The organism is Leucobacter chromiireducens subsp. solipictus, assembly GCF_016758195.1.
Taxonomy (GTDB): domain Bacteria; phylum Actinomycetota; class Actinomycetes; order Actinomycetales; family Microbacteriaceae; genus Leucobacter; species Leucobacter solipictus.
The window spans coordinates 348,440-373,834 of record NZ_QYAC01000003.1 but is presented as its reverse complement, the minus strand read 5'-3'; the positions used below and the strand labels follow the sequence as shown (position 1 = coordinate 373,834).

Sequence of the window (25,395 nt, the reverse complement as noted above, 5' to 3'; positions counted from 1 at the left end):
ATGACAAGGCAAGTTCACGGCGCGTCGCCTGCGGTGCAGCCGATCCGCGTCGCCGAGATTTCCCTGAGCGCGCTCCACCACAACATCGCGACGCTGCGGGCCCACGGCGGCCGCGTCATCGTCGTCGCGAAAGCGAACGCCTACGGCCACGGGGCGCACCTCGTGGCCCCGGCGGTGATCTCCGCCGGGGCCGAAATGGTGGCGGTCGCGGACCTCGACGAGGCGCTCGCCCTGCGCGCCACGGGCTTCACCGCGCCACTGCTCTGCTGGCTGCACGACACCGCCTTCGACGCCGCTTCAGCGATCCGGCACCGCGTCGAGCTCGGACTCAGCTCCGCCGAACAGCTCCGCCGCCTCGCCGCCGCCGCGGCCACCGCCGGGATGCCCGCGAGCGCGCAGCTCAAGCTCGACACCGGCCTCAGCCGCAACGGGGCGAGCCCCGAGCAGTGGGAGGAGCTCGCCCGCCTGGCCGGAGCGGCGCAGCGGGCCGGACTCGTCCGCATCACCGGGGCGTTCAGCCACCTGGCAAACACGAGCCCGGGCGCCGATCTCGCCCAGGCCACCCGCTTCGAGCGCGGCCTGGCCACGCTCGCCCGCGCCGGGGTGCGACCCCCGCTCCGACATCTGGCCGCCTCCGCGGCGGCGCTGCGCTCACCCCGGCTGCGCTACGACGCGGTCCGGGTCGGACTCGCCGCCTACGGCCTCGACCCCGAGCCCGGCCACCACACGCCACCCCCGGGCCTGCGCCCCGCCATGACCCTCACCGCGGAACTCGTGGACGTGCGACAGGACGCCGGCCGCCGCATCGGCGTGGTCCCGCTCGGGTACGCGGACGGCCTCCCGCGGCGGCTTGCCGGGGGCCACCTTAGCTTCCGCCTTCGCGGCGCACGCGTCCCCCTGATCGGCCCCGTCGGCATGGACAGCTGCGCCGTCGCACTGACCGGCCCGGCCGCGGCCGCCGAGCCGGGCGAACGGGTCGTGCTGTTTGGCGATCCCGCGGCGGGGCACCCGGCGGTCGAAGAGTGGTCGGCACGCCTCGGCACGATCAACTACGAGGTGATCGCCCGCATCGGGCCGCGGGTCCACCGGTGCCTCGCGCCGTAGGGCCTGGCCGCCACCGAGCCTGGGGCTGGCCGGTGCGTGCGCGCCCCACGCAGGGACGGGCCACTCACGCCGCACAGTCGGCGCAGGTCCCCCGAAACACGACCTCCACGGACGTGACCGTGCCCGCCGGAACGCCCACCGCGTCGAGGCAGTCTCCCCGCACGTGCGCACAATCGATGTCGACGACCCGACCGCAGCTCGTGCACTGCAAATGGTGGTGCGCATCCCCGACCCGCGTCTCGTAGCGCGCCACCGCGGATCCGGGAAACTCGACGCGTCGGAGGAGCCCGGCGCGCGTGAGGTCATTCACGACGTTGTACAGCGTCTGCACCGAGTTGCGGGGCGCGGCTTCGCGCAGCTCCCGGGCGACATCGGCGACCGAGCCGTGCGGGCGGGCGTGCAGCGCCGCCCACACCGCAACCCGCGCGGCGGTGACCCGCAGTCCGGCAGCGCGAATCCGTTGCGCCGCGTCGCGCCCCACCACACTCTCGGCCATGCCCACCCCCGATCCCCAGCTGCGTTCCTTCCCATGATACATTTTGTCCTATGACAAAGCCAGTCGCGGCGCATCGTCCGCTCCCCCACGCGCTCTTCCCCGACCTCGCCGGCCACGCCGTCCCGGACCCGGGCGCGGCCTGGATCACGGCGGAGAGCGCGCGCCTCCGCGCCGGGGAGTTCGGCGCCGCACTGGCGAGCCTCCCCGGTCCCGCCCAGCGCGCAGCCCTCGACGCGGGCTTCGCCGCGGCACACGCGCTTGCGGCACGCAGCGACATCCGCGTGCCCGAACCGGAGGAATTCTGGGCGGCGGGCGTCCGCCCGGTCCCGCCATTCGACGCCGAACCCGGCGACGCGCACCTGCCGATTCCAGCACCCCACGGCCTCGGCCCCGGCGCCTGGCTGGCGGCGTTCGCGGACGGCGCGCTCGCCGACGACCTCGCCCTCAGCCTCTCCTCCGAGGTGCGCCGCTGGTTCGCGGCGCTGGACGCGCCCGCCACGGCCCCGCAGCTCGTCCGCTCGGCCGCCCACGGGCCGGTCCGCTGGACCCTGCGGTGGCTCCCCGTCGGGTCGGCGGCCCCGGAGCTCGGTCCCGCGTACCGCGCCGACGTGGCCGCGCGCTACCCCTCGCTCCCGGAACTGCTCGTCGCCCAGATCGCCCGGGCCCGCGGCGGGCACCCACCGCTCGATCCGCGCTCGTTTACCTGGATCGGCGGCAGCCTCCCCGATGCGCGATTCGCCGCTCGGCACGGCACCGACACCGCGACGCACACCATCCGCATCGACACGCGGGAGCGCACGGCGCAGGGTCCGCACCTCGGCACGCGCCTGGCGGCCTGACCCGGCCTCAGTCGCCGGACACCGGCACCGGCACCGCGGCGAGCATAGCGCCGAGCGCGGCCGGCAGCTCACGCGCGCTCGCGATCCGGCGCACCCCCGCCCCGAGCAGCGACATGCCCGGTGCCGAGCCGATCCCGATCCCGCACACCTCGACGCCGCCCGCGCGGAGCTGCGCCACCACCGCGGCCAATTCGGCCGGGTCCTCGCACTCCCCATCGCCCACGAGCACCAACAGGCGGCGCCGCGCCACATCCCGGCCCGGCCGCGTTTCCGGCACCTCGCCGAGGATCACGCCGAGTTCGGCACCCGCCACGCGCAGCGCCTCAGCGGTGTCCGTCCGCCCGCTCGCGCTGCGCACCGAGGCGACCAGCGAGGCGCGCGTGTCCTCGGCGACGGCCCGGCTGAGCGGGGCCACGACCCGCGGCACGTCGTCGAAGACGATGAGTCCCGACCGCAGCGCGGTGCCGAGCGCGATCGCGTGCTGCTGTTCGACGCGGGCGATGTCCCGCGCGACGGCGGCGAGCGCCTCGAGGAGCACGAGCGCGGCGTCGGCGCAGGCCTCAGACGCGGCCCCGCCCATCGACGCGGAGCGATCGAGCACGAGCATCGTGTCGATGCGCCCCAGTCCCTCCGCGTCGCGGGCCCGGCGCTCCCGCGTCCGAAAGGCCGGGGGCCGTGGGACGCCGGCGCGGATCTCGGTCACCGTCGCGGCGAGCCGTTCCCGGTGCAGCACGACCCCCTCGGCCGCGGGCCGGCGTGAGAGCACCCGGCGCTCACGCTGCCCCGGGGCGAGCACGGATCGCCACACCTCGCGAACCCGGGCGATCTCTGGCTCCCACCGCCCCACGCGCGCGCGGTACTCGGCGAGGCTCGCCTGCGCCAGCCCGCGGCTCGGCCCCGGTGCGGATCCGGCACCTCCGGGAGTCCCACCCGCGGGTTCCCCCGCGGCGACCCCGGGCGGTTCGGTGAGCGCGCCCGAGGCGCGTGCGGGGAGCGGGACGTCGATCAGCGAGACCGGCGGCGTCTCCGAGCGCGACTCGGTGAGCGACGCCGTGTCGACCGGCCCGGGATCCGACGCCGCCGCGGCATCGGGCGCGTCCGCCTCCCCGGTGTCCGCGATCGTGTCGGCGGCGTCCGCGGCCTCGGCACCGTCGGCCCCGTCGGCGTCTCCGGCGGCCGCGCCGTGGCCGAGCCCGAGCTCCGCGCCGTCCGCGCCCGCCGTGTCGGACCCGGCGGTCTCCCCGCGACCGTCCGCGATGCCGCGCCCCGCACGGGCCCGCAACCGCTGCAGCGGCGGAACCAGCACCGCGAGGGCGCGGTCGAAGCGGGCCCCCGGCGTGATCCCGGGTTCCAGGCCGAGCACACGCTGCAGCACGCCCGGCGGAACGTGCCCGGGGGCGCCGCCCAGGAGCCGAGCGAGCTCAGCGCGAACCGGCTCGTCCACGCGGACGGTCGCCGCGCCGGCGCTGACCCGGAGCAGCGCCCCGCACCACTGCTCCTCCAGCCCGCGCTCCCGGAGCTCCTCGGGCACCCCGCGCAGCGTCGCCGCATCCAACGGCCGACGCACCCCGGGCATGGCCGCGCACAGCTCCGCGCCGGCGTGCGCCCGGTCGATCACCGCGAGCAGGGGCGCGAGCTCCGGGCTGCGCGCCGCCACGGCATCGCGCCGGTACGCGCGCGCCGGCGCCAGCCGAGGCACGCGGACCCCGGCCCAGAAGTCCCGGAGGACGAGGGCCGCGGTGTCCGCGTCCGAATACCCCCGCGAGCGGAAGAAGCCGAGCCCCACCGTCGCGTGCGTGGGGCCCAACTCCCACTCCTCGGCGTCCGTCACTGACACGTCCAGGCCCAGTACGCGTCCCGCGCTGCGGAGCTGCGCCGCGAGGTCGATGCCGCGCTCGGTCACGTCCACCGCACGCCCTGCCCTTCGAGGATGAGGGTGAGCGTGCGGCGATCCTCGGGGTGCATCACCCCGTCCGCGAACCGGCTCAGCGCCGCGTGCAGCGCATCCGCCGTCCCCTCCAGCGCCACCCGCTCCAGGATCGCGACGAGGGTGCGCGGCGCGATCACCGTTTCCTCGAGCCCGGGGGCGCGATCCGCCTGCTGCTCGGTCGCCACGAAGCGTTCGAACCCCTCGCCGGAGTTTCCCGAGAACACCTGCTGGCTCACAAACGCGGCCCGAGCGGCGAGCTCGATGTGCGCGGGGGTCATGCCGGGGGGCAACTCGCCGAGATCCGTCGCGACGGCGGCCATGGCGAGGAGTGCGTTCTCGCGCGGGAACTCGGTGTACCCGAGAGCGGCGTCCGGGTAGCGCACCCGAAAGGTGTGGGCACCGAAGCGGTTCACGAGCTCCGCGCTCAGCGGTTCAATTCCGCGGTAGCGGTGCGGCGCGTGCTCGTTCGCCGTCGCGAGGATCGTGAAGCCCGGGGCGATCCGGACGCGCTCGCCCGCCTGCTCCTGCACCGCGAACTCGGCGCCGGGGCGCAGCTGCAGGATCCGGTTGAGCCGTTTCAGGAACTCCGCCGGCATGGCGTTCACCTCGTCGAGGATCAGCGGCCGCCCCTCGCGCATGGCGCGAAGCAGCGGTCCCGGCTCGAAGTCGGTCACGGTCACGCCGCGGTCGTTGCGCAGTTCGTGACTGCCGATCAGTTGCGCGGTCGAGATATCGCCGTAGCCGGAGACAAACTCGGGGGCCTTCCCGGTGCGCCGCGCGAGCGCTTCGGCGAGGGCCGTCTTCGCGCCGCCGGTCTCCCCGATGATCAAGAGCGGCGCCCCGGAACGAAGTGCCGGAAGCGCGGCCCGGATCACGTCCCGCATTTGCGCGCTCAGGAGCAGTCCGGCGCGGAGTTCTCGCTGCGCCTGCCGCACCCGGAGCGCTGCGAGGGCATCCGGCACTCCGGCGGGCAGCCGCCGGCCGGCGCTGCCGGGTTTCTCGTCCCTCGCGGCCGCACGCACGGCGCGCTGTTCGGCCGGCGTCAGCGTGCGGCGGGCCGCGGCCGCGTGCGCGACGAGCTCGGCCGCGGCGTCCCGCGCGTCCTCGGCGCGGACGTCGGCGCGGTGCGCGACGATCGCGGCGCGCAGGGTCCGCGCGCGCTCCGTCAGGGCGCGGTCGAGCGCGCCCTCCGCCAGCGTCGGATCCGCGCTGAGCGTGGCGAGCCGGGCACGAAGCTCCCGCACGCTCGTCACCCCCAGCCGGATCGGCGCGGCACAGTCGTCGAGTTCGTGCGCGGGCGGTGCGGTCGCGGTGAGGAGCCGCTCCAGTTCCGCGGGTGCGCGGCCGGCCGCCGCCCAGTCGGCCCGGAGCGCGCGCCGGGTCTGCCGGAGCTCGTCCGCGACCGAGCGGAGCTCCGCGAGCAGGGCGTCCGGGGTCACCTGGATGTGCAGCATCAGGCACCCGCCGTCATGACCGCGGTGACCCCGGCGACGATCCGGTCCAGCTCGCCCGCGGTGAGCGAGGGGTGCACCGGGAGCGAAAGCACCTCGGCGGCCGCGCGGTCGGATTCGGGCAGCGGAAACTCGGGCGCGTACTGCCGCAGGGACGGCAAGCGGTGGTTCGGGATCGGGTAGTACACGCCGGTGCCCACCCCGTGCTCATCGTGGAGCGCCGCGCGCACCCGGTCACGCTCCGCCGCCGGCACACGCACCGTGTACTGGTGGTACACGTGCGTCGCCTCGGGCGCGGTGCGCGGCGTCACCAGGCCCCCGACCCCGCCGAGTTCTCGGTCGAAGAAGGCCGCATTCGCCTGCCGGGTGTGCGTCCACGCGTCGACCTTGCGCAGCTGGACGCGCCCCACCGCCGCGTGCATGTCGCTCATCCGAGCGTTGAAACCGACGACCTCGTTCGCGTACTGGGTTTCCATGCCCTGGTTGCGCAGCAGCCGCAGTCGACGCGCCGTGTCCGCGGTGCGGCAGGCGACCATGCCCCCCTCGATCGCGGTCATATTCTTCGTGGGGTAGAGGCTGAACATGGCGAACTCGCCGAAGCTCCCCACGGGGGCGTCGTTCCAGCGGGCACCGTGTGCCTGGGCCGCGTCTTCGAACAGCATGATTCCGTGTTCGGCGGCGAGGGCGCTGAGCGCGTCGACCTGAAACGGGTGGCCGTAGAGGTGCACGGGCATGATGCCCGCCGTGCGCTCGGTGATCGCGGCGCGCACGGCGTCGGGGGCCAGGGTGAAGTGGGTCGGCTCGATGTCCGCGAACACGGGGGTCGCCCCGGTGAGCGCCACCGAGTTCGCGACCGCCGCGAAGGTGAACGAGGGGACGATCACCTCGTCGCCCGGGCCGATCCCGCTCGCGAGGAGCCCCAGGTGTTGCCCGCTCGTGCCCGAGTTCAGGGCGACCGTGGGCCGCCCGCCCACGAAGTGCTCCGCGAATTCCGCCTCGAAGGCGGCCACTTCCGGCCCCTGCGCGAGCATGCCCGAGAGCAGCACGTTGTTCACCGCAAGCCGTTCCTCATGCCCGATCAGGGGCTTCGCGGCCGGGATCAGGGGTGGAATCGCGGTCGCGGTGCGCGGGGATGCCGCGAGAGTGGGGGTCGTGGGTGGGGTGGTCATGTGGGGTGCCTCCGCGTGCGATTCGAACCATTCGAGAACATTGTCATAGCCATGATAGCGTTTGTCCTATGTCAATGATGGTACGTGATGATCGTTCCCCTCGCACGGAACCGACGGCCCCGGGGCGTCACCCTCGCGGCCGGATCGCGGTGCGCGTCGAGGCGGCCGGATCGCTCGAACTCGATCCGCGCCCCACCCAGATCGTGAACTTCGGCTCGCAGGTGCTCCACGGGACGGTCGGGATCCCGGCCGCGCGCCGCGTCACCGAGGCCGCCGGGGTGCGCACGATCGACATTCCCACGATCCTGCTCAGCGTCCTGCCCCACTTCGCGTCGGTGCATCACGTCGACGTCCCGGCGGACTGGATCGCACACGCGCTCGAGGATGTTGCGGCGGCCGGCGCGCTCGACGAGCTCCGGCTCGTCACCTCGGGGTATTTCGCGGCACCGGCGCAGGCCGCCGCCGTGGCCGCGTGGCTGCGACCCCGGCCCGGCCCGGCGTTGCCGTTCCTCCTCGACCCGACCCTCGGGGACATCGAGCTCGGCTTCTACACCGATCCGGCGCTCGTCGACACGCTCCGCGACGAGCTCGTGCCCCTCGCGAGCGGCATGACCCCGAACCTGTTCGAGCTTGCCCACCTCAGCGGTGCGCCGCTCGCCTCGCTCACCTCCCCAGCGCCCATTGCACGGGCCGCGCGATCCCTGATGTCCCCGCAGACCCAGTGGGTGGTGGTCACCGGCGTTCGCTCCCCGGTCACCGCGAGCGTCGGCGAGGTGATCGTGACCGCCACCGAGCACTGCGCGCACTGGCACGCGCCGATCCGCACCTCCGCCAAGGGCCTCGGCGACACCTTCACCGCAGCGCTCGCCATCGAACTGCTGGCGAACCCGGATCCCGCGGCCGGCGCGTTCCCCGGGCTCCCCCAGCTCGCCGCCGCCGTCGACGCCGCCGCCGAGGCGGTACGCCGCGCAACCACGACCTCCCACGACCTCATTTAGGAGACCCGAATGACCATCACCATTCCGCGCGACCTCCTCCCCGGGGACGGCCGCTTCGGCGCCGGCCCGTCCCGGTTGCGCCCGGCACAGCTCAGCTACCTCCGCCAGGCGGAACCCGGGATTCTCGGAACCTCGCATCGCCAGGCCCCGGTGCGCTCGCTCGTGGCGCGAATTCAGGACCAGCTCCTCACGCTGTTCCGCGCACCGGAGGGCTCCGAGATCGTCCTCGGCAACGGCGGCTCGACCGCGTTCTGGGACGTGCTGGCGTTCAGCATCATCGAGCGTCGCGCCCAGTGCCTCGACTTCGGGGTGTTCGGCGCACGGTTTGCCCGAGCCGCGGCCGCGCCCTGGCTCGCCGCGCCCGATATCCGCTCCGCCCCGCACGGCACGCTCGCCACACCGCGGGCCACCGACGGGATCGATGTCTACGCGTGGCCCGAGAACGAAACCTCCACCGGCGTCGCGGCACCGGTGCGGCGTGCGGCCCCGGCGGCCGAGGCACTCACCGTCATCGACGCGACCAGCTCCGCGGGCGCGCTGGAGTTTGACGCCAGCGCGGCGGACGTCTACTACTTCGCCCCGCAAAAAAGCCTCGGTTCGGACGGCGGCCTCTGGATCGCCCTGCTCTCGCCCGCCGCGGTCGAGCGTGCGGAACGCATTGCCGCGAGCGGTCGGTACATCCCCGAGTTCTTGAGCCTGACGAGCGCGATCGCGAACTCACGGAAACACCAGACCACCAATACGCCGGCCATCGCCACGCTGCTGCTGCTCGAATCCCAGCTCGAGTGGTTGCTGGCGCAGGGCGGGCTCTCCTGGGCCGCCGAGCGGACACGACACAGTTCACAACTGATCGCCGAGTGGGCGGAGGCGAGCCACTACGCGGCGCCGTTTGTCACCGATCCCGCCCTCCGCTCCCCCGTCACCACGACCCTCGAACTGTCGTCACGCGTGAGCGCCCAGGACGTGTCGCGCGCGCTCCGCGCCAACGGCATCGTCGACATCGACGCGTACGCGGGCGTCGGCACCAACCAGCTCCGCATCTCGAGCTACGTCTCCGTGGAGCCCGGCGACGTGAGCCGCCTGCTCGCGTGTATCGACACGGTCGTCCCGAGATTGGCCGAACATGCGTGCTGAGCGTCTCCCCATCGACCCGCTGCCGCGCCGGATCGTCTCCTGGCTCACCTCGACCGACCACAAGCTGATCGGCTACTTCTACCTCGCGAGCTCCTTCGTCTGGTTCCTCGTGGGCGGCGTGCTCGCGCTGATCATCCGGCTCCAGCTCTTCGCCCCCGGGCTCGAAGTGGTCGCGACCAAGGAGCAATACAACCAGCTCTTCACGATGCACGGCACGATCATGCTGCTGCTCTTCGCGACCCCGCTCTTCACCGGCTTCGCGAACGTGATGCTCCCGCTCCAGATCGGCGCGCCGGACGTCGCGTTCCCCCGCCTGAACGCCTTCTCCTTCTGGCTCTACACCTTCGGCTCGCTGATCACCGTCGGCGGGTTCCTCACCCCGCAGGGTTCGGCGTCATTCGGGTGGTTCGCCTACGCACCGCTCTCCTCCGACGTCTACTCGCCGGGCGTCGGCGGGACCCTCTGGGTCATGGGGCTCGCGCTGAGCGGCTTCGCGACGATCCTCGGTGCCGTGAACTTCATCACCACCCTGATCTGCATGCGCGCCCCCGGAATGACCATGTGGCGGATGCCCGTGTTCTCCTGGAACGTTCTCGTGACCTCGCTCCTGGTCCTCGTCGCGTTCCCCGTACTCGCCGCGGCGCTCCTCGGCCTGGGGGCCGACCGGATCTTCGGCGCGCAGGTGTTCTCCGGCGAGGGTGGCGCGATCCTCTGGCAGCACCTCTTCTGGTTCTTCGGCCACCCCGAGGTCTACATCATCGCGCTGCCGTTCTTCGGGATCGTTTCGGAGATCTTCCCGGTGTTCAGCCGAAAGCCGATCTTCGGCTACAAGACCCTGATCTACGCGACCATCGCGATCGCCGCGCTCTCGCTCACGGTGTGGGCGCACCACATGTACGCCACCGGCTCCGTCCTGCTACCGTTCTTCTCCCTCATGAGCATGCTGATCGCCGTCCCCACCGGGGTGAAGATCTACAACTGGATCGGCACCATGTGGCGCGGGTCGATCACGTTCGAGACGCCCATGCTGTGGTCGCTCGGGTTCCTCGTGACCTTCGTGTTTGGTGGCCTGACCGGGGTGATCCTCGCCTCGCCGCCACTCGATTTCCACATCACCGACACCTACTTCGTCGTTGCACACTTCCACTACGTCGTGTTCGGCACCGTGGTCTTCGCGATGTTCGCCGGGTTCTATTTCTGGTGGCCGAAGTGGACGGGCAAAATGCTGAACGAGCGCCTCGGGAAGATCCATTTCTGGGTGCTGTTCATCGGCTTCCACATGACGTTCTTGATCCAGCACTGGCTCGGGGTGAAGGCGATGCCGCGGCGCTACTACAGCTACCTGCCCTCCGACGACGTCACCTGGATGAACCAGCTCTCCACCGTGGGCTCGATGATCCTCGCCGCGTCGATGCTGCCGTTCTTCCTGAATGTGTATCTGACCGCACGCCGCGCCCCGCGCGTCACACACACCGACCCGTGGGGCTTCGGCCGCTCCCTCGAGTGGGCCACGACGTGCCCGCCCCCGCGCCACAACTTCGTGTCGATCCCGCGCATCCGCTCCGAGTCTCCCGCGTTCGACCTGAACCACCCGGAGCTCGCGCCGAAACCGGAGCCCGCGGCGACACGAGATCCCGGGCCGGGCACATCGCCCGGAGCAGCAGCCGGGAGCATCCCCCGAACGTAGGAGATGGAGCTGAGACGCCTGGGGGGGTGGTGTCTCAGCTCCATCACGGGGCCAAAGCAGCACGCGCGGTCGGCGCAGCCGGCCGCACGCAGCTCGCTGCTTTGCGGTTGAGTCCAGATCAGCGGTGGTGCTGGGGAGCACCGGGGGGGGGGATGGCCGATCCGTCTCAGTTCTGCGGGCCGCTGGGGAACGGCCACAGCACTCAGTAAAGCCGAGATGGTCGCTGCCCCGGCGGTGAGACGCGCAATTCGGTACCCGGTGCCGCTCGGGTGCAGTACTCGGGACACGCCCCGCGCCCGGACGTCGAGGCGTTGCCGTAGCGAGCGCACGGTCACTCCGCACTCAGCGCCGAGGCGCCGCGGGGCCCGCTATCCGAGTCGCGGCCCCCGCGCTCCGGCCAGCTCCTCGACAAACGCCAGGTCCTGCCGGCGCTCCACCTGAGCCTTTTTCATAATTCGATGCATGTGACTCTCGACCGTGCGCACCGAGAGCACCAGCGCGTCGGCGATCGCCTGATTCGACTTCCCCGAGATCGCCAGCCCCGCGATCTGGATCTCTCGCGCAGAGAACTGGACGCCGCCGGATCGCACCCGCCGCTCACCGTACTCGCCCGGAGGCAACGACTCACGCAGGTGTCGCAACCGCAGCTCGTTCCGCTCCACCGCCTCCACGTCGTCCCGCTGCTTCGCCACGCGAATGCACTCCCGGTACACCCCCAGCGCGTCACTGAGCTGCCCCAGCTCCGCGAACTCCGCGGCGCAGCGCTCCATCGTCGCGAGCTCCTCCCGGAGCACCGCGGTGAGACAGCGCACCCGATCTGCGACGTACGGCGAGTCGATGTCCGCGAGGCGAGGGCGGAGCCGCTCCAGTCGTTCCTCCGAGAGGTCGTACTCCAGCGCGGTCAGATACGCGAGCGCCGCGTTCAGGTGCGCGCCGCGCTCCCAGAGCTCGGTGCCGCCCTGCTCCGCGTGATCCGCCCCCGCCACCGGGTTCTGCTCGGCGGCGATCACGCGCGCCGTCGCCCAGCTCCGGGATCCGCCCGGGAGCAGACTGTCGGGCACCGCAGAGTGCTCATACTGCGCCTGCAGGGCACGCGCGGCGTCCAGGTGCCCCTGGCCCACCGCGATCACCGCGCCCATCACCAGGAACGACAGGTGCACAAACGGCGGCTGCCGGATCGGCTCTCCCAGTGAGAACGCAAGCCGGATCGATTCCTCGGCCCGGCGGACCCGCCCATCGTGCAGATCCAGCAGCGCGAGCAGGTAACAGTACCCGCGGATCGCCACATTGTCGAAGGAGTCCTTCGCCTCGGCAAGCCCTTGCTCGGCGGCGCGCCGGGCCCGTTCGCAGTGCCCGGCAAAGTAGTCGCTGACGATCACAAACCCCATCCGGTCGACCGCCCCGGTAAACGGTTCCAGCGCGTTCGCGCCGTCGTAGTGCGCCTTCGCCTCGACCACGCGCCCACCGCGCAGGAGTTCGCTCCCGATCGCCATGTGCGTTGCGGCGCGCACGCGCGCGTCGAGTGTGGGGTCGTGGGGGTCCGGGAGGAGCGACGGGTCCGCGGCCGGAAACACGACCCGCTCGATCTCGAAGATCCTGACCCCGAACAGCGCCCCGAGCCGAGGAAACCGGCCCGCGGCCGCACGCAGGCTGTCGATGGCTCGCTGGAACTCCCCCGTGATGAACAGCCAGTGATCCGCCCGCAGAAACTCCCACCGCACGAGCATCTGCTCCGACTCGTGATCCGAGAGCGCGGCCACGTCCGCGAAGAGCGCCTCGAGTTCCTCCGCCGTCGCCCCGGACGCCACCGAGATCTCAATGAGGTTCGCGAGGGTCTCACGTGACGGCGAACGGCTCCACTCGGTCTGTGCGACCAGCAGCCGGTTCCGGAGGTGTTCGTGCACCAGCCGGACAAAGGGCGCGTCCGGGCTCTGGGACATCGCGGGAAGCCGAAACTGCACGCTCGTCTCGGTGCCCGCGCGCACGTGCGCTTCGAGCAGCGCGCTCAGGCGATGCCGGCGCGCAGCCGCCGGACGATGCCTGAAGAAATCGACGAGGAGCGGGGGCTGCACGGTCACCAGCAGCCGCCCGGCCGAGGGATAGAACCCGATCAGCGAGAGTTCCTCGAGTTGCGTCGGCACCTCCGGCCCCGTGAATTCCACGAGCGTGTCGATGTCGACGACGCCGAGGAGGGACAGGATCTCCAGGGCGTCCCATTGCTCATCACTCAGTTCCGCAAGCAGCGCATCGATATAGGGAATCAGGGCGCTGCTCCAGAAGGAGTCCGAAGTGGTCCACCGGCCGTGTTCGAGGCTCAACCGATCCTCATGGATCGCGGCACGCACCATGGTGATGGCCAGCCCCACGTTTCCGCCCGAACTCGCAAACACGTGACTCATCGCGCTCGAGTGCAGTGGCGTGCCGGTGGCCTGCGTGAGCGCCGCGCTCAGATCGTCGAAGCCCAGCGGGCCGAGGTGCACGCCGAACCCCGGGGCGATGCTCATCCCCTCCAATTGATTCCCGATCCGGTTCCGTGACGATCCCGGGAGCCGGCTCAGCAGCGTCGGCGTGTGGTTCGAGCTGCACACCGCCGAGAGCGCACCCCAGCTCGCGTCATCAATGAACTCCGCGTCCTCCAACACGAGCAGCGAATGCGGCGCGGCGAGCATCTCCTCGAGTTCGCTGACGACCACCCGCGGGGACCCCGGACGCCCCTGGGCGACAGAGTTCAGCCCGGCCAGGGCAAGACTCGCGAATGGCGTGTTCCGATACGCGTACAGCCCCCGCACCTCGACGATGTGCCAGGTGAGATTCCGGAAGTGTTCGACGACCTGAGAAATAAAGTGCGTCTTGCCCGAACCGTGAACGCCGATCACTTCGACGGACCCCGCCGCGGTGATGACGCTCGCGGTGTGACTCAGCGCCCTCGCTCGATTCTCCATGCTGCGCTGCCGATCTCTTCGCTGATCCGATTCGTGTGCATTGACAGTACTCCGACTTACCCAGCATCTGCAGCTTTGACCGTGGATTTCCGTTGCGCGGCGTGGTGATCACCGTGGGCCCACGCGCGGCGCACCGTGACCGGACGCTGCTGACCGCGACCTTCACGCTACTGAGTTCCGCCCCCGATTCCGCCGGCGCGCTGCTGCATCTGCGGCGGCGAGCACTGCACCGCCCGCCGAAATCAGTAGCCGGCCCACCCCACACTGCACACTGACATTCGGGCCCCGTGCGTCGTCCGCGCGGTCCCGTCTGTCGTCCCTCCCCGGCTGGAAAGGTTCACCATTGCGCCGACACCCTCCACGTGATCTCTCCCGACTCAGTACCAGCGTCCGTCGCGGCGCCAGCGTCAACATCACCGGCGAAGCGGGGAGCGGCCGTTCCACCTTGCTGCGCGAGCTCGATCACTCCCTGATCAGCCGGGACTGGACCGTCGTCCGGATCCTCGGCCACGCCGCCTTCCGGCAGACGCCGCTCGCGGCCCTCGCTCTCGCGGGGGTGATCCCGGGCAAAGACACGCGCCCGCAATCCTTCATCGCCTCCCTCACCGGGGCGATCGACGAACTCGTGTCCCAGGTCCCCCCGGACCGTGCCGCGATCCTGGTCGATGATTGGGACGACCTCGACGAGGCAAGCTGGGGAGTCATCTGCGCCGTACGCTCGCGCACGGGCGTCCCGGTGGTCACCGCCCGCACGCCCTGGGGCGCCGGGCGCGGACCGCGCCCCCGGTCCGCGCACCCCACCTACGGCACCGCGCACGAACTGCGGATTCAGCCGCTCGCGTTCTCCGAGCTGGAGCGGATCCTGCAGACGCACCTTGACGCCCCGCTGACGCGGAACACCCTCAGTCGCATCTTCGCCAAGAGCGGAGGAAACCCGGGTCTCGCCCTGGCACTCGTGGATGCCGCGGTCGCCGGTGGCAAGCTCACGCTGCACGACGGCCAGTGGCGCGGCGCCCAGGATCTCTGGACCGACACGCTGGGAGCGGCCGCACGCGTTCTCCTCGACCGGCTCACCCCCCGCCAGCGCGATCTCCTTGAGGTCCTCGCCACGGTCGGCACCATCGCCCTCGACACGGTGGCGCGGCAGGGCGACCTCGAAGAGATCGAACAGCTTGAAGCGGACGGCCTCGTCTCACTGTTCCCCTCGGACAGCGCGACCTTCGTCACGGTGGAGCCGCCCCTGCTCGTCGAGTATTTCCGTCACGAAACCGCCTACGCACGCCGGTACCGGCTCGCCACCGCGGTCGCGTCGGATCTCGGGAACCCCGCACTCGGCCGCCTCGCGATGCATCCGGAATCGCAGACCGAAACCCGCGACGCCCGACTGGTGCGACTCGTCCACGAACGGGCCCGCGACGCGCAGCACACCGCGCAACAGGACTGGCGACTCCACCCCTCGATCGCCTCGGCGACGCGAGCGGTCCGGGCCGGCATGCTCGCCACGGCCGCGTCGCGGGAGACTGTCGAGAGCATCGTCGCCGAGGCCGAGCACTTCCCCCGGACCGCGTTCGAGAGCGTGGCCTGGGTGCTCGCCCTCACCGACGCCACGCTCGCATTCGACATGGATGTCCCAGCCGCCCTCCGGCATCTGCGAGAAGCGGTCCCCGGCGCGGGCGAGTTCGCGGAGACGCTCACCGCCCGGCACGCGTTCGTATCGCTCCTCTACGCGGGCGATCCCCAGCCCGCGCGCGAGCTCGCCGACGCGACCGAGTCGGCACCCGTGTGCTCTCGGGCCGCGATCTGGATCACACAGGCCGTGCTCGCAGTGATCGAAGGGCGTATCTCGGAGAGCCGCGAGCTGTGGCACCGGCTCGACTCACTGCCCGCGGAAGTGCTGGCACAGGATCCCTCCCTCGAGACGGCCACACGAGTGTTCCGCGGCCTCACCGACTATCTGGGCGGCGATCCCGGGGCGGCCGTCGACGCCGCACTCGCAGACTTCTCGAACGCCCTCGCCGGCCGCGACGTGACGCTGATCCTCACCCAGGGGTCGCTCTGTGCCACCCTGTTGCTTCTCGAGAGCCGCCACGAGGAGGCCGGCGAGGTACTCGAATGCACGACCATGCTCGGCACCCCGGCGGTGACCCCGGCATTCGTGCCGCTGACGCTCGCGATTTCCGCGGCGGTGCTCGCGTCGCGCCGCGGCCACCGCGCGACCGCGGAGCAGCGCAGCGCGGAACTCGGGCACCTCCGCAGCCCGGACATTCCTCTTCCCGGGGGAAGCCGCAGCTGGGCGACCGTGCAGATGCTGACGAGCACCGGAAAGCGCCAGGAGGCGGCGGACCTCGCCATCGCCGCGGGCGACCAGGGCTGGGAACGCGGGGAACGCATCGCCGCCGCCTACGCCTACCTGGGCGCGCTCGATGTCGATCCGAACGCCGAGCGCCTGGCACACGTGGAACCCCGGCTAGCGGCCGTCGCGAGCCGCACCATCCAGGAACTGGCGCTGAGCGCCCGGGCCTGGGCGCTGCGGGATCGCGCCGAGCTGATGCGCCTCGCCGAACAGTTCGCACAGCAGGGGCGCATCTCCCTCGCGATTTCCGCGTACAAGCGTGCCGCGGTCATCGCGCGCACGGACGGACAGCCCGGCGAGGTCCGCGACATCGACGCGCGGCTGGCGCTCGTGCTCGCGCACGTTCCGGCGGGCCGCTACGATCCGCGACGCGGAAGCCACTCCATCGTGGAGCTCAGCACCCGTGAGCTTCGGATCGCCCAGCTCGCGCGTGCCGGACTGACGAATCAGCAGATCGCGGACGAACTGATCCTCTCGGTCCGCACGGTCGAGAGCCATCTCTACCGGATCATGCGCAAGCTCGGAATCGACCGGCGCGCGGAGCTCGCCGATCACATCACGAGCGAGCACGCGGACGCCCGGTAGCCCCCTCGCCCGACAACGAAACAGCCCCGGTCAGACTCCACCTCTGACCGAGCTGTCCCGCTGCCGGATAGTCTGATCGGCATGACCGGTACAGCCTCGGCACAGCAGCCCGCCACGAAGTTCTGGGGCTTCGCCGGCATCGGTGTGCTCGTCATGGTGCTCGCGTGGTCGTGGTACGGCCTTGCTCAGCTCGCGGCTGAGACTGATCAGGGCAAAGCACTCACCGCGGGCACCACGATGGAGGGTTTTGCCTTCGCCGTCGGGGGCATCCCGCTCATTGCCGCACACCTTATCGGCGCTGCGATTCTCCTGCCCCTCGGCAGGCGTCATTGGGGCCTGCCCGGTCTCGCATACGGCACCCTCGCAGTCGCCGCGGCGAGCCTCCTCGGGATGGGTGCCGGGCAGATGCTCTTCGGCGGGGAACTCTTCGAGCTCGGGCTCGGCCGGTACTCCGGCGACGAGGAGCGATCGCGCGCTATCGGCACGAACGAGTGGATGTGATTCCCATCTCGCCGCGCCACCGCCCCCCAAAACGAAACAGCCCCGGTCAGAATTGCTTCTGACCGGGGCTTCTCGTCGGGATGACAGGATTTGAACCTGCGACCCCGTCCATCAAAAATCCTGATCCCGATTAGTTTCGAGACCATGCGGATGGCTACGGTTCCCTGGTGTTACTTGGGAATGTGGCGTTGCGCCAGTTCCGAGTGTAGCCGGTCGATTCGGGGTCGTCACGGTTGATTTCCATGGGCATTGCGTGGTCCGTTGCCGAGCTTGCTTCCTATCTTTCCCCGGCTACACACACAACGTTTCGAGCCTTGAGAACTAAACTCACGGTCTCTCATGATGCGGACGCTGGCAGACTCAAATCGGACGCGTGGAAGCGGATTGAGCTACAGATTTTGGCATGGGAGTTGACAGGGAACGGCGCCGCCGCCGACAGCTACTCTCCCGATTTAGTCGGCCCTGAAGCCGCGACCGCACCAGGGGATGCGTCCAGATACCTTGGACCGACCAAGAAGTGAACTACCCGAGATCTCGGAACCAGTGTGCATGCGATCACCCAACAATTCGACGTGCATTGCGCGACTGTTTGAGAGGAAATGAGATAAGACCAGCAAGGGGACAAATCTCAACCAATCGATCTAAGAGCAGATCATCCCGAAGGGGCGAGTGAGGCGGGCTTAGAGCTCAGAGTTTCTGCCACAGGTCGAGCTTTTCCCATCCCGTCGGAAATCCCATGACGTTCTCGAGTGTCATACCCCCAACATTCCCAAGTTTCTTCGCCTGTGTAGGGAGCGTGGACCAGGACCAATTCCCCGCAGGATTGACCGCTCGACTCAGATGTCCCGTCAGCGCAATTAGCAGGTAGATCTTTTGCCGCTGGTCATTGTCCAAATCATTGAGGTGGTGGAGCTCCCCTGGCGCTACTCGAGTTGAGAACTTCGGAGGCACATCGACAGTCGCACGGTTCCAAATTCTATTGTTGTGCGCGCAGTTATTTCGAAGAATATTGAGGGCTCTCAGCCATCGATGGAGCGTATCTGATGCATTGCCAGAAAGACCCAGTTCCGAGGCAATCCTCTCCCGGTCAGGCTTCTTCATGAATGAGTAGAGCCGTATTAGGCATCCAAAGTCCATAAAGCCCGTCGCCACCCAAATTGGGATCTCCCCGCCGTAGTGGAGGATATGGTGCTTAACATACTCTTCCTCCTTGGCGTCCTTCCGCAACTTCTCATATCTCTGTACCCATGCCATATGCGTAGTTACACCATCTGCATTCAGACGAGCGCAAACCGTCTCATCTAGACACTCCACTCTCAGATGACCATCGCCTGCTCGCTTACCAAGCACGTAACCGATCTTGGTAGCGAGGGTCACCTCAATCTCTTGCAGGGCCTGGAGCAAGACACCACGCAGCTTGCGGTCGAATTCGTAAAGTTTGAGAGCATCCTCCACGGTCGAACCAGAAACGAATGTCTCTGCACGAGTTCGCCCTGCCGCCCGATCTTCTTCCGTGGCGGGCTTTCTAAAAGGATAGGTGTAGGCAGAAAGCGGGTAGTATCCGATGCGTTTGAGCGCGCCCATCGCAGCAGGACGGTCTGAGGTCGCGAGTCCGCGGCCAAGCATCTTTGCTAGCTGGCCGTCGTAAGACAGATGTGGTTTCACACTTCAATCATGGCAAAAGAAAACCAGTCCATGTCTTCTCGGCGACTCGAAAGTCAATGAGAGACAGCGGGACTGGTATTTATGCCATTACTCTATCTGTCGACGCAGTCGGTTGCAATGGCTTTTACGTACTTTCTTAGCATTTTCGGTTTCTTAATCTGAGAAGTGCCCCGAACTCCAGGGATCCCTAAACTGCTATTCAATGCCAATAGATTCACCTATCGAACGGTAGAGCGCCAGAGGAATCAACGAGAACCCTGGTGCGCGGGGTAAATCGACGAGACCGGCAGTCTCGCCAAGGAAATTTCCTACCAAGTCGACGAATTTCGCCCTATTCACGCTTCCGTCGGAATTTGTCACATCGTCAACGTTATTTGTGGACATGCGGCTACCAAGTTGACCCACGACTCCAACAACCGTCCACTCTTGCTCTACCAAGCCATACCTAGAAATCAGTACTTCGGGTGACGAATCCAGGAAGCGGCGACCATCCTCAAGCCTCGCAGAGATTATGGGGCCATTGGGCCCTGCAGGCCTGAGGTGCAAGTGGACACCCTCCCCAAACACGCCTCGAGCAACCCTTATCATTCCGGAAAGCTGCGCTCGCGGAATATCCATTAGCGGCACTGTCTCACCCATCGGAAGAAAATCTTCTGGGAAGCGAGGCTCGCTTGGCGCTTGTTTTGCCGCGCGATCTGCTCGCTTCTGACTCTCCGACTTAGCTTTAGGCGGAAGGGGTGGCATCTGTTCGCCCATGTCCTGCCCGATCCCCATGTCAGCAAGCCCTTGAGCAGCGGTTGCTATTCCGACAATAGCGTCCGACATCTGCGCCGGCTGAAATAGAGTTCCAGGTGCCGTTATCCGCAACATGCGCCCTGGAGCTGCAATGTCTTCGACCGCATCCCACGAGTCTTCGCGCGCAAGGTCTTCGGAAACATCGCGGAGCAAACCTAGAGCCTCTAAGTCTGTTTCTAGATCTTTAAAGAGCGAATCTCCGAGATTGCGCTCAATTGAATCCTCGGAGGAAGCTCCTGAGCCGCCGCGCACGAGCTTGAGATCTGCCTCAAACTTTTTCTGACGTGCAGTAACGTTAGTCGCCTTCTCTGGAATCCCGTCATACAATTGACTGGCAAGGCCTGACACTTTATCTAGATCTACATATAGATAATCTCGCAAGAACATCTGCGCTCCATTCTCTTGGACCAGCGACAGTACCAATAGGCTTCGTCGACCAATTCAGTAATCGAATATATATTTCGAACAAACATTCGATATATTATCATTCATCTCTACCGTTTTTGATAAATATCGCAGGTTCCCGACGGCACCAATTTCAGGTCTCTGTGCTTCGACATTTGGGCCTTCATCATAAGACCTCCCTTGGCAAGGAGTTGCTTGCAACCGCACTTGCAAGACGCGTGGTAGCTCAGGGGTGGGGTGGACGGTGGACTCCTGCGGCCGGATAGTCTGGCTGCCTTTGGAACGATCTGTACCGGCCCGAGAGGTGAGCGTGAGAGCCGCACAGGGTTCGAGCGCTCGGTAGTGATCTGCGAAGTATCGATGACTTCTGCGAGAGCTGGACTCGCGCTACTGCGGCGTTCAAGGAGTGCAGCGGCATTACCCTGGCTGATGTCGCTCAATGGTGCGCGGTGCGCACCTATCTGGTGACGACCCTCAATTCTCAGAAACTATCGCGGAGCAACGACCATGCAGCACAGCCCATCAGCGCCCACCCAGTGGGTGAAGACTCTGCTCAGCGCAGAAATATGCGGTGCCGTCGAATCGACGGCAGCTGGCGGGTCGGCCAATGCGGTCGAGTCGATTCGACTCCACCGCGTGCCCCCGAAATACGGTGGTGCCGAATCGGCACCACCGTGGATTCCTGGCAAAGGCGACATCTTTCAACGACCTCAGCTATCGAAGTGTCTGGACACTGTAACTCCGACCGATGAAGATCGCTAGATCAGAAGCCCACCGAGTACCACGAGCCCATGGCCGCTCTGCGAGGCGATCCAACCCTCTATGGTTTCGCAAACGCACGCTCGAGAATCCACGCTGTGGCAGGGTCGACCATTTCGTTTCGACGGATATAGTACTGAATGGTGATGCGCGGATCGGTGTGCCCGAGCAACTCGGCGGCGAGTTCGGTGCTCGCCTCATCGTTGATCGCAGTGGCGACGGTGCGCCGGAACGTGTGCGGAGTGATCCCGCTCAGTCCGGCGAGTGAGAGCGCTTGCCGAAGCTGGCGACGCACATTCTCAGGCGTGAGTGGAGTTCCCTCCCTGCTACAGAAGAGCAGCGCTTCAGGCGCTGGGTCGGTGAGCTTGCTCAAGCGGCTGCGCACGGCTTCGGCGGTGAATGAGGGCACCGCGGTGGTGCGCCGAGACTTCGAGGTCTTCGGGTGATCCTGCCGTTGGACGAGTTCGCCTTTGGGCGTGATGATCGTGCCGGTGATCGACATCAGAGGCTCTGTGGCGGTCATGTCGATGTCCATGCGGCGAAACGCAAGGGCTTCACCGATACGCGCCGAGGTCCCGAGCAGTACCTCGATGATCTGCCCCAGCTGCCCGTCCGGTTTCGGACCGGAAGAGGAGAGGCCCGTCTCCCAGTGTGCGATGGCCGCGCGGCAGGCGTTCACCTCGGCCGGCGTCATTGCGTCGGGGGTTGCCTGCGGTCGACGCAATCTCGCAATGCTATCCATGGGGTTGCGCGGTAGCACCTCGTGCCGAACGGCCAGCCCGAACGAGAGTCGGAGCACATTGCGGGCCTGCTTCGCCCGGTTGTGGCTCTTGCGTGCAAGTTCCTTGATGAGGCGGTCGCACCGAGCGACTCCGATCTCGCGGAGTGTGAAGTCTTTGAATGCCGGCGTCACGAGTGTGCGCATGTTGCGTTCGTAAAGATCCTTCGTGCCCCTCGACAGGTGGTCGTCGAGTGCGAGGTCTTCGAGCCAGTACGTCACAAGCGCGGGGAACGGACTGTCGGGGGCGAGCAGCGTAGATGTGGGTTGGAACTCGCTTCGGGCGGCGAGCTTCGCCTTGAGCGCGGTTTCGGCAGCCTTCTGCGTGGCGGCCGTGGCCTGGACGAGGCGCGTGGCTCCGTCCCAGTCACGGAAGTTCGCACGAGCCTGCACGTTCCCGCGCTTGCCGCTCACAAACCAGATATCCCCGAAAGTGCCGATGGGAAGACGAGGGCGACTCATCGCGCTACCCCCGATCCGAGCGCGGAGTACCTGGCGTGGCTTCGCGCTGTTCTTCCATCCAGGAGCGCACGTCGGAGAGCGCGAACTTCAGGTGCTTCCCGAAGCGATAGGCGCGGGGCCCGAGCCCGCGAGTGCGCCAGTCGTAGATCGTGGAGAGCGGCACGCCGAGATATTCGGCAAGCTCCGTGATGTCGAGGAGCGGTTCGAGACCGGGGTGCGGGGGCGGCGTGGCTGTCATGGAGATCAGGTGCACTGTGTCGGCACCGATGACGAGCAATCAGCAGCATCCGCATCCAGCCCGACGGCCGATCTACCGAGAGTGCTACGAGGCGGAGTTCTACATGGGTTTTACGTGGCCGGTTCAAGTTCTACAACCTAAAAAGTCGCGGAAACCGTGAGGCTTCCGCGACTTCTCTGGTCGGGATGACAGGATTTGAACCTGCGACCCCGTCGTCCCGAACGACGTGCGCTACCAAACTGCGCCACATCCCGATTGCGCTTTCACGCAGGCTCTACTCTATCGGGTCAGATGCGTTTGCAAGAAATCGGGGTGGCCATTTCGTGAAACTCGCGCGGGTCGCGCCGGGCGTCACTCCGGAGCGACGGTGCTGAGCGTCGCAATCGTGACCGGAACCGACTGCCCCGCCCAGCTCGCGCGGAGCGCGTAGTGGCCCGTGCCACCCGCGGTGCCCGCCGCCAGCGCGTCGGCCGGCACCCCCGCGATCGGCCCGCCGGCGAGGGCCGCCGCGTCCAGGACGTGCGGGATCCGGAGCGTCGCAAAGCCGGTCTCCGCGGTGGTCACTCCGCCCAGCTCCGACACGGACGCGGCCCACAGCTCCGGGACCGCGTGATCCGGAGCCCCGGTGCCACGCAGGCGCGTCGCCGGTTCACGCGGCGTGCGCACCCCCGTCGGCGATTCTTCCCACTCCTCGGTTTCGCGCCCGCCGTGCACCATTGTTTCGGCGATGACCGTGCGGAACACGGGGTCGCCGGTGCCGTCGCTGATCCACCGCGTTCCCAGCACCCCGTGCGCCGTCGTATCGAGCAGGAACTCGTCGCCGTCCGCGAGCGGCGCCCCACGGTAGGTGAGCGGAACATGGTAGATCGTGTCGTCCCCGGCGGTCACGAGGTGCCCCTCGATGCCCACTTCCCCCTCGGGATCGTCCACGCGGTAGGCGGCGACGCGTTCGAGGCGCGTCACGTCGCCACGAAACCAGGACCGAGTCGGCAGCCAGGCGACGAGCAGCTCCTGCTTGGACGGGGACATCGTGGTGTCGTAAATAAGGGCCATGCCGCCGATCATACGCCCGCCCCAGGCGAATCGGCCGACAGCACGAAACCCCACCCCGGACGAGCCGGGATGGGGTTCCTGTCACGCTGCGCGGCACGCGAGGTGCCGGTTGCGCTACTTGTTCTGGTTCTTCACGCGCGAAGCGTTGCGGGCGCGGGACACCGCGTCGAGCTCCACCTTGCGGATCCGGATCGCCTCGGGGGTGACCTCAACGCACTCGTCCTCGCGGGCGAACTCGAGCGACTCCTCGAGCGAGAGCTGGCGCGGGGGCGTCATCGACTCGAAGGAGTCGGAGCTCGCGGCACGCATGTTCGTGAGCTTCTTCTCCTTGGTGATGTTCACGTCCATGTCCTCGGAGCGCGAGTTCTCACCGATGACCATGCCTTCGTACACCTCTTCGGTGGGGTTGACGAAGAACGTCATCCGCTCCTGCAGGTTGATCATCGAGAACGGGGTCACGACGCCCGCGCGGTCCGCGACGATCGAGCCGTTGTTGCGCGTCACGATCGGGCCAGCCCACTCCGCGTAGCCGTGCGAGATCGCGTTCGCGATACCGGTGCCACGGGTAGTGGTCATGAACTCCGAACGGAAGCCGATCAGGCCACGCGACGGGACGATGAACTCCATGCGCACCCAGCCGGTGCCGTTGTTCACCATGTTCTCCATGCGGCCCTTGCGGGCGGCGAGCAGCTGCGTGATCGCGCCGAGGTGCTCTTCCGGCGTATCGATCGTCAGGTGCTCGTACGGCTCGTGCGTCTTGCCGTCGACCTGCTTCGTGACCACCTGGGGCTTGCCCACGGTGAGCTCGAAGCCCTCGCGGCGCATGTTCTCGACGAGGATCGACAGGGCGAGCTCACCGCGTCCCTGCACCTCCCAGGCGTCGGGACGGCCCACATCGACGACCTTCAGGGAGACGTTACCCACGAGCTCGCGGTCGAGGCGGTCCTTGATCATGCGCGCGGTGAGCTTGTGGCCCTTGACCTTGCCGACGAGCGGCGAGGTGTTCGCACCGATCGTCATCGAGATTGCGGGATCGTCGATCTCGATCTTCGGCAGCGGGCGGACGTCCTCGGCATCGGCGATCGTGTCGCCGATCGTGATGTCCTCGATACCCGCGATCGCGACAATGTCGCCGGGGCCTGCCTTCTCGGCCGGGTAGCGCGTGAGCGCCTTCGTCAGCATGAGCTCGGTAATGCGGACGTTCTGCACGGAACCGTCCTGCTTAACCCAGGCGACGGTCTCGCCCTTGCGGATCTCGCCGTGGTGCACGCGCAGCAGCGCGATACGCCCGAGGAAGGGCGAGGAGTCGAGGTTCGTGACGTGCGCCTGCAGCGGGTGCTCGTCATCGAAGGTCGGGGCGGGGACGTGCTCGAGGATCGCACCGAAGAGCGCCTCCAGGGTATCGCCGTCGGGCAGCGTGCCGTTAGCCGGCTCGGTGAGGCTCGATGCGCCGGCGCGGCCGGAGAGGTACACGACAGGCACGTCGAGGACCGCGTCCACGTCGAGCTCGGGGTGCTCTTCCGCGAGGTCGGAGGCCAAGCCGAGCAGCAGGTCCTGCGCCTCGCCAACGACCTCGGGGATCCGGGCGTCGGGGCGGTCGGTCTTGTTCACCGCGAGGATCACGGGGTGCTTCGCTTCGAGCGCCTTACGGAGCACAAAGCGGGTCTGAGGCAGCGGGCCCTCAGACGCGTCAACGAGCAGCACGACGCCGTCCACCATCGACAGTGCGCGCTCCACCTCGCCACCGAAGTCGGCGTGACCCGGGGTGTCGACCACGTTGATGACGATGGGGCCGTTCGAGGCGTGCTCCCCCTCGTACGTGATAGCGGTGTTCTTCGCGAGGATCGTGATGCCCTTTTCGCGCTCGAGATCGTTCGAGTCCATCACCCGGTCATCGACGTCGGCGTGCGCGTCGAACGAGTTCGTCTGGCGCAGCATGGCGTCAACAAGCGTCGTCTTGCCGTGGTCGACGTGCGCGACAATGGCAACATTGCGGAGGTCTTCGCGTGTAGCGAGAGCCATAGAAGTGGTGTCCTAACGTGACGAACGGG

The 25,395-nt window shown here is 68.1% G+C and carries 18 protein-coding genes and 1 tRNA gene; 7 read left to right on the top strand and 12 right to left on the bottom strand.

All coding sequences use genetic code 11. The annotated features are described in order from the left end of the window. The gene (alr, locus tag D3230_RS07540) at positions 1 to 1,104 is read left to right on the top strand and encodes an alanine racemase (RefSeq protein ID WP_237467128.1); all 1,104 of its coding nucleotides are present in this window, start codon (positions 1 to 3) and stop codon (positions 1,102 to 1,104) included. A 64-nt stretch (positions 1,105 to 1,168) separates the two neighbouring features. Here the strand turns inward: alr and D3230_RS07535 are convergent, their stop codons facing one another. Next, positions 1,169 to 1,600: a Fur family transcriptional regulator gene (locus D3230_RS07535; protein ID WP_202344412.1), complete on the bottom strand. Its 432-nt coding sequence runs from the start codon at positions 1,598 to 1,600 to the stop codon at positions 1,169 to 1,171. Positions 1,601 to 1,650: 50 nt separating this feature from the next. On the opposite strand from D3230_RS07535, the gene D3230_RS07530 reads away from it, so the two are divergent. After that, on the top strand, positions 1,651 to 2,439 hold the full coding sequence (locus D3230_RS07530; protein WP_202344411.1) for a hypothetical protein: 789 nt from the start codon (positions 1,651 to 1,653) through the stop codon (positions 2,437 to 2,439). Positions 2,440 to 2,446: 7 nt separating this feature from the next. Here D3230_RS07530 and D3230_RS16380 read toward each other — a convergent pair whose 3' ends face one another. Genes D3230_RS16380 through D3230_RS07515 form a run of 3 tightly spaced genes read right to left on the bottom strand, consistent with a single transcriptional unit; the run spans position 2,447 to position 6,989 of the window. Next, positions 2,447 to 4,342: a VWA domain-containing protein gene (locus D3230_RS16380; protein ID WP_202344410.1), complete on the bottom strand. Its 1,896-nt coding sequence runs from the start codon at positions 4,340 to 4,342 to the stop codon at positions 2,447 to 2,449. After that, complete coding sequence (locus D3230_RS07520) at positions 4,339 to 5,823, bottom strand: AAA family ATPase (protein WP_202344409.1); 1,485 nt, start codon at positions 5,821 to 5,823, stop codon at positions 4,339 to 4,341. Before D3230_RS07520 ends, D3230_RS16380 begins: the two co-directional genes overlap by 4 nt. Continuing rightward, complete coding sequence (locus D3230_RS07515; RefSeq protein WP_202344408.1) at positions 5,823 to 6,989, bottom strand: DegT/DnrJ/EryC1/StrS family aminotransferase; 1,167 nt, start codon at positions 6,987 to 6,989, stop codon at positions 5,823 to 5,825. Before D3230_RS07515 ends, D3230_RS07520 begins: the two co-directional genes overlap by 1 nt. Positions 6,990 to 7,057: 68 nt before the next feature. Here D3230_RS07515 and D3230_RS07510 point away from each other — a divergent pair, with 68 nt between their 5' ends. Genes D3230_RS07510 through ctaD form a run of 3 tightly spaced genes read left to right on the top strand, consistent with a single transcriptional unit; the run spans position 7,058 to position 10,808 of the window. Beyond that, entirely contained in the window at positions 7,058 to 7,987 is a 930-nt protein-coding gene (locus D3230_RS07510; RefSeq protein WP_202344407.1) for a bifunctional hydroxymethylpyrimidine kinase/phosphomethylpyrimidine kinase, read from the top strand. Positions 7,988 to 7,996: 9 nt separating this feature from the next. Continuing rightward, complete coding sequence (serC, locus tag D3230_RS07505) at positions 7,997 to 9,121, top strand: phosphoserine transaminase (protein WP_202344406.1); 1,125 nt, start codon at positions 7,997 to 7,999, stop codon at positions 9,119 to 9,121. Continuing rightward, positions 9,111 to 10,808: an aa3-type cytochrome oxidase subunit I gene (gene ctaD, locus D3230_RS07500; protein ID WP_202344405.1), complete on the top strand. Its 1,698-nt coding sequence runs from the start codon at positions 9,111 to 9,113 to the stop codon at positions 10,806 to 10,808. The genes serC and ctaD overlap by 11 nt, the downstream gene beginning before the upstream one ends. Before the next feature lie 368 nt (positions 10,809 to 11,176). Here the strand turns inward: ctaD and D3230_RS07495 are convergent, their stop codons facing one another. Next, complete coding sequence (locus tag D3230_RS07495) at positions 11,177 to 13,750, bottom strand: helix-turn-helix transcriptional regulator (RefSeq protein ID WP_202344404.1); 2,574 nt, start codon at positions 13,748 to 13,750, stop codon at positions 11,177 to 11,179. Positions 13,751 to 14,093: 343 nt separating this feature from the next. On the opposite strand from D3230_RS07495, the gene D3230_RS07490 reads away from it, so the two are divergent. Both D3230_RS07490 and D3230_RS07485 read left to right on the top strand, forming a co-directional pair. Continuing rightward, positions 14,094 to 16,688, top strand: coding sequence for a helix-turn-helix transcriptional regulator (locus D3230_RS07490; RefSeq protein WP_202344403.1), 2,595 nt, complete (start codon positions 14,094 to 14,096; stop codon positions 16,686 to 16,688). 81 nt (positions 16,689 to 16,769) lie between these two features. Further along, entirely contained in the window at positions 16,770 to 17,189 is a 420-nt protein-coding gene (locus tag D3230_RS07485) for a hypothetical protein (protein ID WP_202344402.1), read from the top strand. Positions 17,190 to 17,876: 687 nt separating this feature from the next. On the opposite strand, the gene D3230_RS07480 is transcribed toward D3230_RS07485, so the two are convergent. From D3230_RS07480 to typA, 7 genes are all read right to left on the bottom strand, one after another. After that, complete coding sequence (locus tag D3230_RS07480; RefSeq protein ID WP_202344401.1) at positions 17,877 to 18,854, bottom strand: Abi family protein; 978 nt, start codon at positions 18,852 to 18,854, stop codon at positions 17,877 to 17,879. 195 nt (positions 18,855 to 19,049) lie between these two features. Beyond that, on the bottom strand, positions 19,050 to 20,036 hold the full coding sequence (locus tag D3230_RS07475) for a DUF6414 family protein (protein ID WP_202344400.1): 987 nt from the start codon (positions 20,034 to 20,036) through the stop codon (positions 19,050 to 19,052). Positions 20,037 to 20,874: 838 nt separating this feature from the next. Next, on the bottom strand, positions 20,875 to 22,053 hold the full coding sequence (locus D3230_RS07470; RefSeq protein ID WP_202344399.1) for a tyrosine-type recombinase/integrase: 1,179 nt from the start codon (positions 22,051 to 22,053) through the stop codon (positions 20,875 to 20,877). Between the two features lie 4 nt (positions 22,054 to 22,057). Further along, complete coding sequence (locus D3230_RS07465) at positions 22,058 to 22,291, bottom strand: helix-turn-helix domain-containing protein (RefSeq protein ID WP_202344398.1); 234 nt, start codon at positions 22,289 to 22,291, stop codon at positions 22,058 to 22,060. 177 nt (positions 22,292 to 22,468) lie between these two features. After that, positions 22,469 to 22,545: transfer RNA gene (locus tag D3230_RS07460), tRNA-Pro, on the bottom strand. A gap of 97 nt (positions 22,546 to 22,642) precedes the next feature. Further along, positions 22,643 to 23,344: a maltokinase N-terminal cap-like domain-containing protein gene (locus D3230_RS07455; RefSeq protein WP_202344397.1), complete on the bottom strand. Its 702-nt coding sequence runs from the start codon at positions 23,342 to 23,344 to the stop codon at positions 22,643 to 22,645. A gap of 114 nt (positions 23,345 to 23,458) precedes the next feature. Further along, positions 23,459 to 25,366 carry a translational GTPase TypA gene (gene typA / locus D3230_RS07450; protein WP_202344396.1) on the bottom strand — a complete coding sequence of 636 codons (1,908 nt, stop codon included), beginning with the start codon at positions 25,364 to 25,366 and terminating at the stop codon, positions 23,459 to 23,461. Positions 25,367 to 25,395 lie beyond the last annotated feature (29 nt).